Raw genomic sequence first — 13791 nt, forward strand, 5'->3', positions numbered from 1 at the left:
ACAATTGTTGGCTTCGCTTTCGCACAGAGCAAAGCTTCCTGGGGGTGTCCGATGAGCAGCTTCCTTGCGCTCCAGGATCTCATCTGTGACGCTGATCCCCAAGTAGTCGCACAGCCTCCACTCCAATCAACCACTTCACATAGCCTGTATCTTCTGGCATACCACTCTAATTTATAGTGATAAAACGAAACTTCGACTTTTGTCCGTGGGAAAGCGAAGCGGCAGCAGTTGTACAATCTCGTCACTGTTATAAGTCTATTCTGTTCGATCATGGTGAGTAGCCTCGAACGGAAAAACATCCTCATTGTCACAACATTCACTAAGATTTCCTTGACCATTTTGATACAAGAGTTTGTTTCCCATAGGTTATCTTTGGTCTATTTTTATACCAATGAATTACCATTTTTAAGGTTTAAATAATTTAAACCAGCCTTTAAATTTAAAAATCCCGAGCATAAATATTGCAATTAAAATCATCAAAATAAGCACGATAAAGTAGCTATACCGTCCGTGAAGTTCAGGCATATGATCAAAGTTCATACCGTAAACACCAGCTATAAATGTTAATGGAATAAAAATTGTCGATACAATAGTCAATGTCATCATAATGCCATTCATACGGCTAGAGCTCATCGCCATGTAGTTATCGCGCATATCAGCTGTAAGTTCACGATTGGATTCTACCATTTCTGTAAGCTTTAGCAGATGATCGTAAATGTCGCCAAAGTAAGCTCGTTCAGATTTATTTAGTGAAAAGCGATAAGAATTAAGGATTCGATATAATAAATCACGCATTGGTAATATTGTGCGACGCAAATGAAGCAAATCACTACGGAATTCGAACACAATTTTCATGGCATTGTGGTTACTTTGATAGTTAAGCTCATCTTCAAGTGCATTTAAATGATCCTCGATCTTATAGACAAGTGGGAAATAGCTATCAACGATTTTATCGATTACTTGATACGTTAAATATACTGTGCCTCGTTCCCAATTCTTTGGCTGTTTTTCTAGCATCTTTTGCACTCGATCTATTTCGGGTGCTACGTTTTTATGGAATGTAACAATAAATTTATTAGAAACAAAAATATTTACTTCCTCAGCTGATAATTCTTCGTTAACCCTTTGAATAACAAAGAAATGGAAATCATCGTAAAAATCGAGCTTTGGCCGCTGTAAACGCATTAAGCAATCTTCTATAGCAAGCGGGTGAAAATGGAAAAATGTATCTAACAGTAGTTCTTCCTCATCGGTCGGACAATTAAAGTCGACCCAGTACCATTCAAATTCGTTTTTGTGTATATCCTCAAGCGGAAATTCTTTTATAAGTTTTTGGTCTTTTGTAATTCCAATTGTGCGTATCACAGCATTCACCTCAATTCCGTTAATCCTATCCTAACAGGTGTGTTTGTCTTCACAAGAAATAACACCCTATTTTTATATCTCTTCTTTATAGCATATCCAACCGCCAAATAAAGTAGTGGCAAAGAATCTAGATGGTTTTGTAAAGCCTGCCTGCTGTAATAGTGATAAAATGTCCTCTTCACGCATAAATGAAAGAGAACGTATGGATTTCTCCATTTCCGCTACCTCTAATGGTGATAGCTTTGTATGCTGTAGCCAATAAGCACGCCATAAATCAAATTGTAGCTCAGTTTCTAAGGAGCCAGGCTGTCCGTATTTTGAGACGAGCACAAATGGTGCACCAGGCTTTAAATTATTTGCTATTTCTTTTAATGTTGCAAACTTCTCTTGGTAATCTTGTATAAAATGAAGCACTAGTACACAACTAGCTGCATCAAACTTCACTGAAGGTAGCTGAGTATCGAGTATAGTTCCTTGATATAAAGAAATATTATTAGGTAGAGATTTTAAACGTTCTTCAGCTATGTGCAGCATGGCTGAAGAAGGGTCTATGCCAACAAATGACCAATGAGGTCTTTGCTCAGCGAGCTGTAAAATTTCATTGCCGCTTCCTGATCCAACTACTAAAAATTCAGCTTTCTCGTGTAATGTAGATCGATAAAATGTTTGTGTTAAACGTAGCATTGCATCGTAGCTAGGTAGCGTGCGACGAATACCTTTTTCATATTCGTTCGCAAGTGTGTTATTGAATTCCATCACGTATCACATGCCTTTCAAAAAAATTTTTAAAATCGATTTATATTTGAAACTATTTAGGGTATTATTCCGTAAATAGTAGTACATAAAACAAAGACAAATTAAAATGGAAAGGTTGATATAAATGGAAACTAAATGGTCTAAGGTAATCATACACGCAAGTGCTTTTTTTGCGCCATGGTTCGTACCAATTATATTTTTCTTAATTAGCTCGGATGAAGAAATAAAAGCAATTTCTGTTCAAGCAATGCTGTTCCAAGTTGTAATATGGATTTTAATTGGAATTTCAGTTATTTTAAGCTTTTTATTAATTGGTATACCGTTTTTAATAATTTTTGGGATTATGTTATTTATCGTACCAATTATCGGTATTGTGAAGGCTTTATCTGATGAGCCTTGGCGTTATCCAATTGTTGGTCGCTGGGTATAATTTTTATAGACGCAAGTATATGCTAGTTGCATATGCTTGCGTTTTTTCTATTGGTGATAAGGGTAGATTATAGGTATGAGTGGGGGCATTCAACATTTCAGTGTGTCTAGTTTCAAGCGCATCCCCCGAGAACGCTTCGATTTCTCAGAAGAAATCTCTAGTATTTGTCGGAGATAAACGGTCGCTTTTAATTTCAGTGTGCGAAATAATTGCAATTATTTTCAAGCGTTTTGTATAATATACTCAAAGAAAGTCAAAGATAGTCAAAGTCAGTGAAGTAAGCGAGGTGTATTCCTAAAATGCGTAATATATCAGACATCATAGAAGGCTACTTAAAGCAAGTACTTGAATTAGGTGGAGAAGGGCATATTGAAATAAAACGTAGTGAAATTGCAGATAAATTTCAATGTGTGCCCTCACAAATAAATTATGTAATAAATACAAGATTTACTGCCGAACGAGGTTACCTTGTTGAAAGTAAACGTGGTGGTGGTGGGTACATTCGAATTTTACGTGTCCGCGCGAATTCACAAATTGATTTAATCGACGATGTCCTCAGGCAAATAGAAGGTGGGGCATCGCAAACAATGGCAGAAGATTTAGTTTATCGACTAATTGATGAGCAGGTAATTTCAAGGCGAGAAGCGAAAATAATATTAGCAGCAGTTGATCGCTCAACTATTGATTTGCAACTCCCGTTACGGGATCATATTCGAGCAAAAATTTTACGAGCGATGCTAACAACGATTAAATATGAACAGCAAAAATAAAAGAGGTGATGGAAATGATATGCGAACATTGTAAGCAGCGTAATGCGACAGTTACCGTAACACAGGTTCAAAGTGGTCAAAAGGTGGAGCACCATTATTGTGACGTCTGCGCCTCGCAGTTCCATCCATTTCATGCTGAATTTAAACAAGAGCCAATATCTATTCAACAGCTATTATCCAATTGGTTTGGCTCACCTTCGTGGCAGCAACAAAAAGCGGGTGAAAAACAGCAGGCGCAGCCACAACCGCAAACATGTCCACAATGTGGATTTACGTATAAACAGTTTTTAAAAGAAGGTAAATTTGGATGCCCTAGCTGTTATGACACCTTTAGCGAGCACTTACCGAAGCTCTTTAATCGTATACAGGCTGGGCCTCAACATATAGGGAAAATGCCTGGTGCTCGAAGCAATGTTTATGTTATCAAAAAGCAAATTGAAGATATTCGTAAACGTATGAAAGTTGCTGTAGATGAAGAACAATTTGAGGAGGCAGCAAAGCTTCGTGATGAAGTGAAGGAACTTGAGAAGCACCTACAATTTGAAGGTGGTGATGTGTCGTGATGATTGAATCGTTTTTAGAGCGTGCTACACCAATATGGATGAGTATGGAGGATGATTATTCAGATATTGTCATTAGTACCCGTATCCGTCTTGCTCGAAATTTAGACGGTTATCGTTTTCCATTAGCCTTTACAGAGAATGAGGCATTACAGGTGGAGCAGGCAGTTACACATGCAATAAAGGACAGTACGGAGCTTCAAGAAAATTACTCATATTTTGCTATTAAGGATTTAACAGCTTTACAACGTCAAATACTTGTAGAGAAACATTTAATTAGTCCTCAGCTTGCAAAAAAAGAGCTAGTTGGCTCCATGCTTTTATCCGATGACGAATCAACTAGCATTATGGTGAACGAAGAAGATCATTTACGCATTCAATGTATGACGGCAAGTTTTCAGCTTCAAAAGGCATTCGAACAGGCCGATAAAATTGATCGTACCTTAGAGAAAGCTTTGCCTTATGCATTTCGAGATACATTTGGTTATTTAACAAGTTGCCCAACAAATATTGGTACTGGTTTGCGAGCATCTGTCATGATGCACCTGCCAGCCCTTACACTCACAGGTCAGATGAATCAAATCATTAATGCAATGACACGATTAGGAATGACAGTAAGGGGAATATATGGAGAAGGTAGTGAAAATTTAGGTAATGTTTACCAAGTGTCAAATCAGATTACACTAGGAAAAACAGAAGATGATATTTTAGCGGACATTCAAAGTGTCGCTGAAAAAATAATTCAAAAAGAACGGCATGCAAGAGGCAAGTTAATGGAAAAAGCAGAGCTTGCCCTCGAAGATCGCGTATACCGTTCTTTAGGTACCTTAACATATGCTCGAATTTTAACGAGTGAGGAAGCAGCTACTTGCCTATCGAATATCCGTTTAGGGGTTGATTTACAGTTAATTGAAGGCATTAAAGCGACCACTTTAAACGAATGTGTTGTCAGTATGCAACCTGGATTTTTACAGCATTATGCAGGGGACGTTTTGCCACCTGCTGAGCGAGATCGCGTACGAGCTGAAATGCTTCGTGAGGCATTATTTCAAGAAAATATGAGTAAGCCTATTATTGGGGAAAAAGGAGAGGATTCATTTGATGTTTAATCGTTTTACACAACGCGCGCAAAAAGTATTACAGCTTGCACAAGAAGAGGCTATTCGTTGGAAGCACGAATCAATTGGAACAGAGCATATTCTATTAGGGCTTATCCGTGAAGGCGGCGGTATTGCTGCAAAAGCATTAGAAGCCATTGATATTAGTCCTCAAATGATTGAAGCAGGTATTGAAGAGCTTGTAGGGAAAGGTAAAGAGGATGTTGGTCCAATTGTCCACTACACACCTCGAGCTAAAAAAGTAATAGAACTATCAGTCGATGAATCACGCAAACTAGGTCATTCTTATATCGGTACAGAGCATTTACTATTAGCACTTATTCGTGAAGGTGAAGGTATAGCTGCTCGTGTATTAAACAATGCTGGTGTCGGATTAAATAAGGCTCGTCAGCAAGTGCTTTTGTTATTAGGTAATAATGATAATGCTCAATCTGGTCAACAAGCTGCACAGGCTGCAAATACACCAACATTAGATAGCCTTGCGCGTGATTTAACGCAAATTGCTCGTGAAGGCAATTTAGATCCGGTCATTGGTCGAAGCAAGGAAATTACACGTGTTATTGAGGTTCTATCTCGCCGTACAAAAAATAACCCTGTATTGGTCGGTGAGCCAGGTGTCGGTAAAACGGCTATCGCTGAAGGCTTAGCACAGCAAATTATTCATAATGAAGTGCCAGAAATTCTTCGTGATAAACGCGTCATGACACTTGATATGGGGACAGTTGTTGCCGGAACAAAATATCGTGGTGAATTTGAAGATCGCTTGAAAAAAGTAATGGATGAAATTCGCCAAGCAGGCAATGTTATTTTATTTATCGATGAATTGCATACATTAATTGGTGCAGGTGGTGCAGAAGGTGCGATCGATGCATCAAATATTTTAAAACCATCTTTAGCTCGTGGTGAGCTTCAATGTATCGGTGCGACAACACTAGATGAGTACCGCAAATATATTGAGAAGGATGCAGCATTAGAGCGTCGTTTCCAACCTATTCAAGTCGATGAGCCAACTGTAGAAGAAGCCATTCAAATTATTCAAGGCTTACGTGATCGTTATGAAGCGCATCACCGTGTGAAAATTACAGATGAGGCAATTGAAGCAGCAGCAAAAATGAGTGACCGATATATTTCTGATCGCTTCTTACCAGATAAGGCGATTGATTTAATCGATGAAGCAGGTTCTAAGGTACGCTTACGTTCATTCGCAGTGCCACCAAACTTAAAGGCACTTGAAGATAAGCTTGAAAATGTACGCTCTGAAAAGAATGCAGCCGTCTCAGGTCAAGAATTTGAAAAGGCAGCATCATTAAGAGACACAGAGCAAAAGCTAAAAGATGAAATTGAATCTACGAGAAAAAATTGGAAGGAAGAACAGGGGAAAGCCGAATCGAAAGTTACAGTGGATGATGTAGCAGAGGTTGTATCTATGTGGACTGGAATTCCAGTATCAAAAATTGCTTCTGAAGAATCTTCTAAGTTATTACAGCTTGAAGAAGAGTTACACAAGCGCGTTGTAGGTCAAGGAGAAGCAGTAGAGGCAATTTCTCGAGCAATTCGCCGTGCAAGAGCTGGCTTAAAAGATCCGAAACGACCAATTGGTTCATTTATTTTCTTAGGTCCAACAGGGGTTGGTAAAACAGAGCTTGCAAGAGCATTAGCTGAAGTTATGTTTGGTGATGAGGACGCAATGATCCGCGTTGACATGTCTGAGTACATGGAAAAACATTCGACTTCTCGTTTAGTTGGTTCTCCTCCTGGCTATGTAGGCTTTGATGATGGCGGTCAGCTAACAGAAAAGGTTCGTCGTAAACCATATTCTGTAGTATTACTAGATGAAATTGAGAAGGCTCATCCAGATGTTTTCAATATCTTACTTCAAGTACTTGAAGATGGCCGTTTAACAGATTCTAAAGGTCGTGTGGTAGATTTCCGCAACACAGTTGTTATTATGACATCAAACGTTGGTGCGGATGCTTTAAAATATCAGAAAAACCTTGGTTTCAATGTAGGTGGTACGGATACGAAGTATAAAGATATGAAGGGTACAATGCTGGAGGAATTGAAAAAAGCATTCCGCCCAGAATTCTTAAACCGTATCGACGAAATGATCGTCTTCCACTCACTAGAAAAAGAACATTTAAAAGAAATCGTAGCGATGATGGCGAATGCTTTAACGAAACGTCTGAAGGAGCAAGATATTTCGCTAGAGTTGACGGATTCAGCTCTTGAGAAAATTGTGGAGGAAGGCTATGATCCTCAATACGGTGCTCGCCCACTACGTCGTGCATTACAAAAACAAGTAGAAGACCGTTTATCGGAAGAACTACTGAAAGGCAATGTAGAGAAGGGTAATCAAGTAATCATTGATTACGTGAATGATGAGTTTGTTGTGAAGAAAAAAGAGGAAGTATCTACTTCTAAATAATCTTCATATCATACGATAAAGTGAACCTTCGCTTTCGGTACAGATAAATTACTGCACATTCATGCGGGGTAAACATTTCATTTGAAAAGGACAGCAAGGCTATAGTGCCAAGCTGTCCTTTTTTATGTACAATAAACATAAGAACAAATATTCGAGGTGAATGCAATTTGGCAAAGAAGAAAACGAAATTTGTATGCTCAGGCTGTGGCTATGAATCTGCAAAATGGATGGGAAGATGCCCAGGATGCGGAGAATGGAATAAGATGGTTGAAGAGGTAGAGGTCATTGCAAAAGGGCCACGAGGGGCATTCCAACATTCTGCTACAGTTACCCAAAAGGCTCTCCCTATTATGCAGATTGAAGCTGCTGAGGAATCACGAGTTGCAACAGAAATGGGTGAGCTCAACCGAGTGCTAGGTGGAGGCATCGTGCCAGGTTCTCTTGTATTAATCGGAGGAGATCCTGGGATCGGGAAGTCGACGTTATTATTACAAGTATCTGCGTTGCTGTCGAATAAGGGACATCGTGTGCTCTATATTTCCGGTGAGGAATCCATCCGTCAAACAAAGCTGCGTGCAGAACGTTTAGGGGTGATCTCACAGGAGCTTTATATATATTCTGAAACGAATTTAGAGTTTTTAAATCAAACCATTGATGAGGTGCAGCCAAAGTTTGTTATTGTCGATTCTATTCAAACTGTTTTTCATCCAGAGGTAACGAGTGCACCTGGTAGTGTATCACAAGTGCGTGAATGTACAGCAGAACTCATGCGAATTGCAAAAACAAAGGGAATTGCTATTTTTCTAGTTGGACATGTAACAAAAGAAGGACAAATTGCAGGGCCACGTATTTTAGAGCACATGGTTGATACGGTATTGTATTTTGAAGGAGAACGACATCATAATCACCGTATTTTACGGAGCCAAAAAAACCGCTTCGGCTCTACAAATGAAATTGCTATCTTTGAAATGCTTCAAGGAGGCTTAAAGGAAGTGTTAAACCCGTCTGAGTTGTTCCTACAGGAGCGTTCACAGGGGGCGGCTGGGTCAACAATCGTAGCCTCAATGGAAGGTACACGGCCAATTCTAGTTGAAATTCAGTCGCTTGTAACACCAACAAGCTTTAATTATCCGAAACGAATGGCAACAGGTGTCGATCAAAACCGTGTGCAACTGCTTATGGCCGTCCTTGAAAAGAGAATGGGTCTCATGCTACAGGCACAGGATGCATATATTAAAGTTGCTGGCGGCGTGAAGCTTGATGAGCCTGCAATTGATTTGGCTGTGTTAACAAGCATTGTTTCGAGCTTTAAGGATCAAGCTGTCAGAGCGACAGATTGCTTTATTGGGGAAGTAGGTTTGACAGGCGAGGTGCGTCGTGTATCTCGGATTGAACAGCGTGTGATTGAGGCAGCAAAGCTCGGATTTAAACGGGTCTTCTTACCAGCCTCTAATATCGGTGGCTGGGATTTTCCACAAGGTATTGAGATAGTTGGCGTAGAAACGATAAAGGATGCATTGAATGCTTGCTTTAGAGAGCTATAAAGAAGTTTGTGCATGTTGGACAATGTTCTGACATGCACTTTTAACTTCTTTCAGCAATTGAACACCTGTACCTGTCGCTGCGCTTTCGGTACAAAAGACATTCGCTGAAATAGAGGGTTTTGGTTTTTTTAATTCATAGATAGAAGGTAGGAAACTCAAAGAGGGGAATTGGCGTCTATGATAATGTCCGTGAAAATGCTTGTTTAATGCAGATCGGATGCCAAAGAGCATTTCTGATTTTAGTGTGAAGAATTTTAGAAATTGATTTTCAGTAGACTTGGGATGATCGATCAATGGATGAAATTACCGATACTTTGATAGGGTCATAAAAGATTTTCTGCAATAAACTATGTATAATTATATATTAAGAATGGGAGGTGACAGCTTATGAAAAAATTTGTTCAAATTGCTTTTTTACTGATTGGAGGAGCATTAGGCCTTGTTTTCTTACCGCCATTATACGAATTGCTTCATTTATCATCTAATCCTTGGCTTGATAATCCCTACGTATCAGTAGCTTTAGGAGCACTTTTACTGTTTACATTATCGTTTGCCTTTTCCGATTATTTTGTAAGGCTTATTAGCTGGATGGAAGAGGTGCTATTTAAGGTGCCTGTTGGAGACTTACTATTTGGTACACTTGGGCTCATTATTGGACTGATTGTTGCGTATTTCTTAGGCTTTGCAATCGATAGTATTGATTTACCGAGTTTTACAAAGGTTTTACCAATTATACTGTCATTTGTGCTTGGATATTTAGGATTCCGTGTAGGCTTTAAAAAGCGTGATGAACTAATCCAGCTATTTACATTACGTGGTAACAATACGAAGAAAAAATTAGCAGAAGGTGTAGAGCCTCAAGAAGCACGAGGAAGCTATAAACTGTTAGATACTAGTGTTATTATTGATGGTCGTATTGCAGATATTTCTGAAACAGGCTTTATAGAAGGTATATTGGTTGTACCCCAATTTGTCCTTACTGAGCTACAGCATATTGCAGATTCTTCGGATACGTTAAAGCGTACAAGAGGTCGTCGTGGTTTAGATATTTTGAAAAAATTACAAGATGAACGTATGACAAAGGTTGAGATTACTGAAGAGGACTTTGAGGATGTGCAAGAGGTTGACTTAAAGCTAGTACGTCTTGCAAAGAAAAGAGGTGCCGATACACAGATTGTTACGAACGACTTTAACCTGAACAAAGTTTGTGAGCTACACCATGTGAAGGTGCTAAACATCAATGATTTAGCAAATGCAGTGAAGCCTGTCGTTATTCCAGGTGAGGATATGCAAGTAATGGTCATTAAAGATGGAAAAGAGCATAATCAAGGGGTTGCTTATTTAGATGACGGGACAATGATCGTTGTTGAAGGTGGACGTAGCTATATAGGACAGGCAATTACGGTAACCGTAACAAGTGTTCTACAAACATCAGCAGGTCGTATGATTTTTGCTAAACCCAAGGATGACTAGGAAGTGAGAAATGTGCAATATGAAGTAGTGTTGCCTGCAGCAGGTAGCGGAAAGCGAATGGGAGCGGGGCAAAATAAGTTATTTTTAAATCTTTTAGAGAAACCCATTCTCATACACACGCTGGAAGTATTTGAACAGGATAGTCAGTGTACAGGTATTTGGCTTGCAGTGAAGCCAGAAGAGCGCGGATTTATTCAAGAAATGCTCGAGAGATATGGAATTTCTAAAGTTAAAGGCTTGCCTGATGGTGGTGCTGAGCGTCAGCATTCCGTTCATTCGTGCATGAAAGAAATGAAACAGGTCGATATTGTGCTTGTGCATGATGCTGCGCGTCCATTTATCACTCATGACATTATTGCGAATCTTGTACAAAGTGCGCATGACTTTGGCGCTGCGATTGCGGGTGTTCGTGCGAAGGATACAATGAAAAAAGTACGTGATGGTGTTATTGAAGAAACTATTGATCGTGAAAGCTTATGGATGATTCAAACACCACAAGCATTTCAATTTGATTTGATTGTGGAGGCGGAGGATGTTGCTGAGAAGGTAGGTTTTCTTGGTACCGATGAAGCGATGCTAGTAGAACGTCTTGGCCATGAGGTGCATATTGTAGAAAGCAGCTACGAAAATGTAAAGATGACGACGCAAGAAGATTTAGTTTTCGGTGAAGCGATATTACAGAAACGCGCTAAAAAGCAATGAAATGCTAGAATAAACGAAACATTAGAGGCAAGGTATGAAAACCGAGCCTCTTTTTTGCTTTGATATTTCTGCTCATTTTTTATAAGTTTGAGGGCTCTCTTCAAGATAAGATCTGTTTCAACAATTTCTAACAGTATTTAATTCCCTCGAGTGTAAACTTTGGTTATCTCTATTTTTGTATGTTCTTCAATTCCTCCACAAAAGCACGGCGTTTTGGATACGCTTGTAGTAAGTCAGAAATTAATTGCTTTGCTTCAATGGTGTAGCCGGCCCTACGCATAATGTTGATAGAATGACAAACGCCTTGATAACTTTTGCGATTAGAGGAAATTCGAGCATCGGCAGTGATGGCGTCAATGAATAGTGCACAAACATCTTCATAGTACTGTTCTTTTATGTATTGATAATAGTACTCGATTCTTGTTGGATGTTCTTTGCAATAGTCTAAAATACGTTTAGTTTGTTGTTCCTCTACAATGATTTGCGTATACAAACGAGAATTTGTAAGTCGATCTAATAGTTCTTCAAAAACTTCAGGCCATTGTTCAGCGGGATGTAGTGCTTTGAATTCTGTGTAGTAAGAATACTCACCAGATAGCAACAGTTGTAATGCCAATTCGCGCATGTCTTCTGTATGTCCGAGTGCTTTATGAGCGATAAAAGCGAATTGCCTCCATTTTTTAACGATACCTGCTGATTTTTCATCTACCTGTAGCCCATCAGCTGTTAACTGTAATACTTTTTCATACTCACCAAGGTTGATGGCAGATTTGATAATTAGTTCACGCATATCGTAGTCCTCAATATGCTGCTCTAAAAATGTCTCTACTCCCTTACCATTATATTTATCCTGTAACAAGCGAAGCTCTATCTTTCTTAACTGTTTATTCATATATTGTGCATGCCAATCATCTGATGCGCTTTTCATTGAGTGAATAAGGGTTTTAAATCGTTCCTCGATAGCATCATCATGACAAAGAGGTACACAGGAATGGAGCAAATGAATACGCCAATCTGACCAACCACTTAACTCGTGGTTCATTGCTTCTTGAATAACAAGGTCATACACCGTTTCTGACTGCTCTTTTGACCAAACATCTACTCCTTCGTTAATCGCTTGACTAATTAATTCAAAGCTGTCTTCAATAGCACCACCGAAATCGCCATCGGAGTCGTCGCTATATTGCAGTGCATCAAATGTATGTTGGAAGCAAAGGAAGCTAAGCTCAATAGCTGTTATATAGTTACCTTGGTCAATATGTTCCTGAGCGTGTTGAAGTGTTGTGTAGACGCCTTTTAACGCTTTCGTTGCTTGATTACGTGGAATAAAGCCACTACGGCGATCTTCTCCTTTTTTTAGATGCTGAATGATTAATTGTTCAGCGGCTTTTAATACATCCGCTGGTTCTGTTAGTAGCATTTCAAATTCTTGCAGAAAGCTAGGGTAGTTCTGTCCAACTTTTAGAATTAACGTTATTAGATTTTCCTTTGATTGCGTAGCTAGCAATTGCTGTAATGTTGGTTTTTGTGCTTTAGATGACTTAGATACTGAAACACGAGGATTGTTTAGTTGCCCCTGAATTTCATATAGCGCAGCGGCAATATGCTTACAAATGTCATCATATGGGCAATCACAATCGACGTGTGTAATGTCGCCATTTGCTTCAACAATGATATCTACAATATACAGCTCAGACCCCTCGACCTCAGCCTGCCAATTGCTATTGTCAATGTGTATAATATCAATGACATGACGATTCTGATAATAATTGTACCCACGTTGTAAAATCACCTTATTAAAATGCCTTTCAAAAGTATGAATATTCATTAAAGCACCTCCTTTTTGTGATAAATTAGGATAAGCATATCAGAAAATACGGAGGAGAGAGATACAAATATGAACTCTCATAGACAGAGCCCTCAATTTCCTAGGAAATATGTTAAAATGTGAGGGTATAATATAGAGTAAATATAAAAGTGAAGGAAGGTGAATGAGACTGCTTTATAAGCTGAATAGAAGCTTTTCAAGTCTGCCAATCTGGGCCTTTTAGTTGGTGGATTTTCCTATTTTAATTAACTTATTAGACAGTCTCAATATCATATGTTTCGAATTGGACAAGGATTTGACGTACATGCATTTGAAGAAGGACGTCCATTAATTATTGGAGGTATAACAATTCCTCATGAAAAAGGGTTAGTAGGGCATTCGGACGCAGATGTTTTATTACACACTGTAACAGATGCAGCATTAGGAGCTATTGGTGAGGGAGATATCGGTCGTCATTTCCCAGATACAGATCCTGCGTTTAAGGATGCTGATTCAGCGAAATTATTAGAGCATATTTGGAAGATTGTTGAGGACAAGGGTTATGTTCTAGGTAATGTGGATTGTACGATTATGGCACAACGTCCGAAAATGGCACCATATATTGAACAAATGCAAAATTGTATTGCTGAATTACTTCATGCAGAGCCTTCTCAAGTAAATGTCAAGGCAACAACAACTGAACGTTTAGGTTTTACAGGTCGCGAGGAAGGGATTGCGGCTATGGCGACAATCCTATTGATTAAGAAGTAAAAGGAGGCTCTAGGCGCTTTTATTTCCTGTAACAGAGTGGTAAAATGAACAAAGTCAATTTTTTGAACGA

At 39.1% G+C, this 13791-nt stretch carries 12 protein-coding genes; 9 read left to right on the plus strand and 3 right to left on the minus strand.

Going from position 1 to position 13791, the window contains the following annotated elements; genetic code table 11:
• Positions 1 to 405: 405 nt before the first annotated feature.
• Positions 406 to 1365, minus strand: coding sequence for a magnesium/cobalt transporter CorA (gene corA, locus AN161_RS19545; RefSeq protein WP_053596023.1), 960 nt, complete (start codon positions 1363 to 1365; stop codon positions 406 to 408).
• A gap of 72 nt (positions 1366 to 1437) precedes the next feature.
• Complete coding sequence (locus AN161_RS19550) at positions 1438 to 2121, minus strand: class I SAM-dependent methyltransferase (RefSeq protein ID WP_053596024.1); 684 nt, start codon at positions 2119 to 2121, stop codon at positions 1438 to 1440.
• A 124-nt stretch (positions 2122 to 2245) separates the two neighbouring features.
• On the opposite strand from AN161_RS19550, the gene AN161_RS19555 reads away from it, so the two are divergent.
• From AN161_RS19555 to ispD, 8 genes are all read left to right on the plus strand, one after another.
• Positions 2246 to 2551 (plus strand): DUF4870 domain-containing protein, encoded by a 306-nt coding sequence (locus AN161_RS19555; RefSeq protein ID WP_053596025.1) that lies wholly within the window; start codon positions 2246 to 2248, stop codon positions 2549 to 2551.
• A gap of 299 nt (positions 2552 to 2850) precedes the next feature.
• On the plus strand, positions 2851 to 3321 hold the full coding sequence (locus AN161_RS19560; protein WP_053596026.1) for a CtsR family transcriptional regulator: 471 nt from the start codon (positions 2851 to 2853) through the stop codon (positions 3319 to 3321).
• Positions 3322 to 3335: 14 nt separating this feature from the next.
• On the plus strand, positions 3336 to 3884 hold the full coding sequence (locus tag AN161_RS19565) for a UvrB/UvrC motif-containing protein (RefSeq protein WP_053596027.1): 549 nt from the start codon (positions 3336 to 3338) through the stop codon (positions 3882 to 3884).
• The gene (locus AN161_RS19570; protein ID WP_053596028.1) at positions 3881 to 4990 is read left to right on the plus strand and encodes a protein arginine kinase; all 1110 of its coding nucleotides are present in this window, start codon (positions 3881 to 3883) and stop codon (positions 4988 to 4990) included. The genes AN161_RS19565 and AN161_RS19570 overlap by 4 nt, the downstream gene beginning before the upstream one ends.
• Positions 4980 to 7424 (plus strand): ATP-dependent Clp protease ATP-binding subunit, encoded by a 2445-nt coding sequence (locus AN161_RS19575; protein ID WP_053596029.1) that lies wholly within the window; start codon positions 4980 to 4982, stop codon positions 7422 to 7424. The genes AN161_RS19570 and AN161_RS19575 overlap by 11 nt, the downstream gene beginning before the upstream one ends.
• Positions 7425 to 7591: 167 nt before the next feature.
• A complete protein-coding gene (gene radA / locus AN161_RS19580; RefSeq protein ID WP_053596030.1) occupies positions 7592 to 8968 on the plus strand; it encodes a DNA repair protein RadA in 1377 nt (458 codons plus the stop codon).
• Between the two features lie 387 nt (positions 8969 to 9355).
• On the plus strand, positions 9356 to 10441 hold the full coding sequence (locus AN161_RS19585) for a PIN/TRAM domain-containing protein (RefSeq protein ID WP_053596031.1): 1086 nt from the start codon (positions 9356 to 9358) through the stop codon (positions 10439 to 10441).
• A gap of 12 nt (positions 10442 to 10453) precedes the next feature.
• Positions 10454 to 11143 carry a 2-C-methyl-D-erythritol 4-phosphate cytidylyltransferase gene (gene ispD, locus AN161_RS19590; protein WP_053596032.1) on the plus strand — a complete coding sequence of 230 codons (690 nt, stop codon included), beginning with the start codon at positions 10454 to 10456 and terminating at the stop codon, positions 11141 to 11143.
• Between the two features lie 169 nt (positions 11144 to 11312).
• Here ispD and AN161_RS19595 read toward each other — a convergent pair whose 3' ends face one another.
• Positions 11313 to 12971, minus strand: coding sequence for an SWIM zinc finger family protein (locus AN161_RS19595; protein WP_053596033.1), 1659 nt, complete (start codon positions 12969 to 12971; stop codon positions 11313 to 11315).
• 273 nt (positions 12972 to 13244) lie between these two features.
• Here AN161_RS19595 and ispF point away from each other — a divergent pair, with 273 nt between their 5' ends.
• The gene (gene ispF / locus AN161_RS19600) at positions 13245 to 13721 is read left to right on the plus strand and encodes a 2-C-methyl-D-erythritol 2,4-cyclodiphosphate synthase (RefSeq protein ID WP_053596034.1); all 477 of its coding nucleotides are present in this window, start codon (positions 13245 to 13247) and stop codon (positions 13719 to 13721) included.
• The last annotated feature ends 70 nt before the right edge of the window (positions 13722 to 13791 follow it).

The organism is Lysinibacillus sp. FJAT-14222 (genome assembly GCF_001278875.1).
GTDB lineage: Bacteria > Bacillota > Bacilli > Bacillales_A > Planococcaceae > Lysinibacillus > Lysinibacillus agricola.

Coding starts and splice junctions, on each gene's coding strand:
- AN161_RS19550 (WP_053596024.1), bottom strand. CDS start 2,121: ATGGAATTCAATAACACACTTGCGAACGAATATGAAAAAGGTATTCGT.
- AN161_RS19555 (WP_053596025.1), top strand. CDS start 2,246: ATGGAAACTAAATGGTCTAAGGTAATCATACACGCAAGTGCTTTTTTT.
- AN161_RS19560 (WP_053596026.1), top strand. CDS start 2,851: ATGCGTAATATATCAGACATCATAGAAGGCTACTTAAAGCAAGTACTT.
- AN161_RS19565 (WP_053596027.1), top strand. CDS start 3,336: ATGATATGCGAACATTGTAAGCAGCGTAATGCGACAGTTACCGTAACA.
- AN161_RS19585 (WP_053596031.1), top strand. CDS start 9,356: ATGAAAAAATTTGTTCAAATTGCTTTTTTACTGATTGGAGGAGCATTA.
- AN161_RS19595 (WP_053596033.1), bottom strand. CDS start 12,971: ATGAATATTCATACTTTTGAAAGGCATTTTAATAAGGTGATTTTACAA.
- ispF (WP_053596034.1), top strand. CDS start 13,245: ATGTTTCGAATTGGACAAGGATTTGACGTACATGCATTTGAAGAAGGA.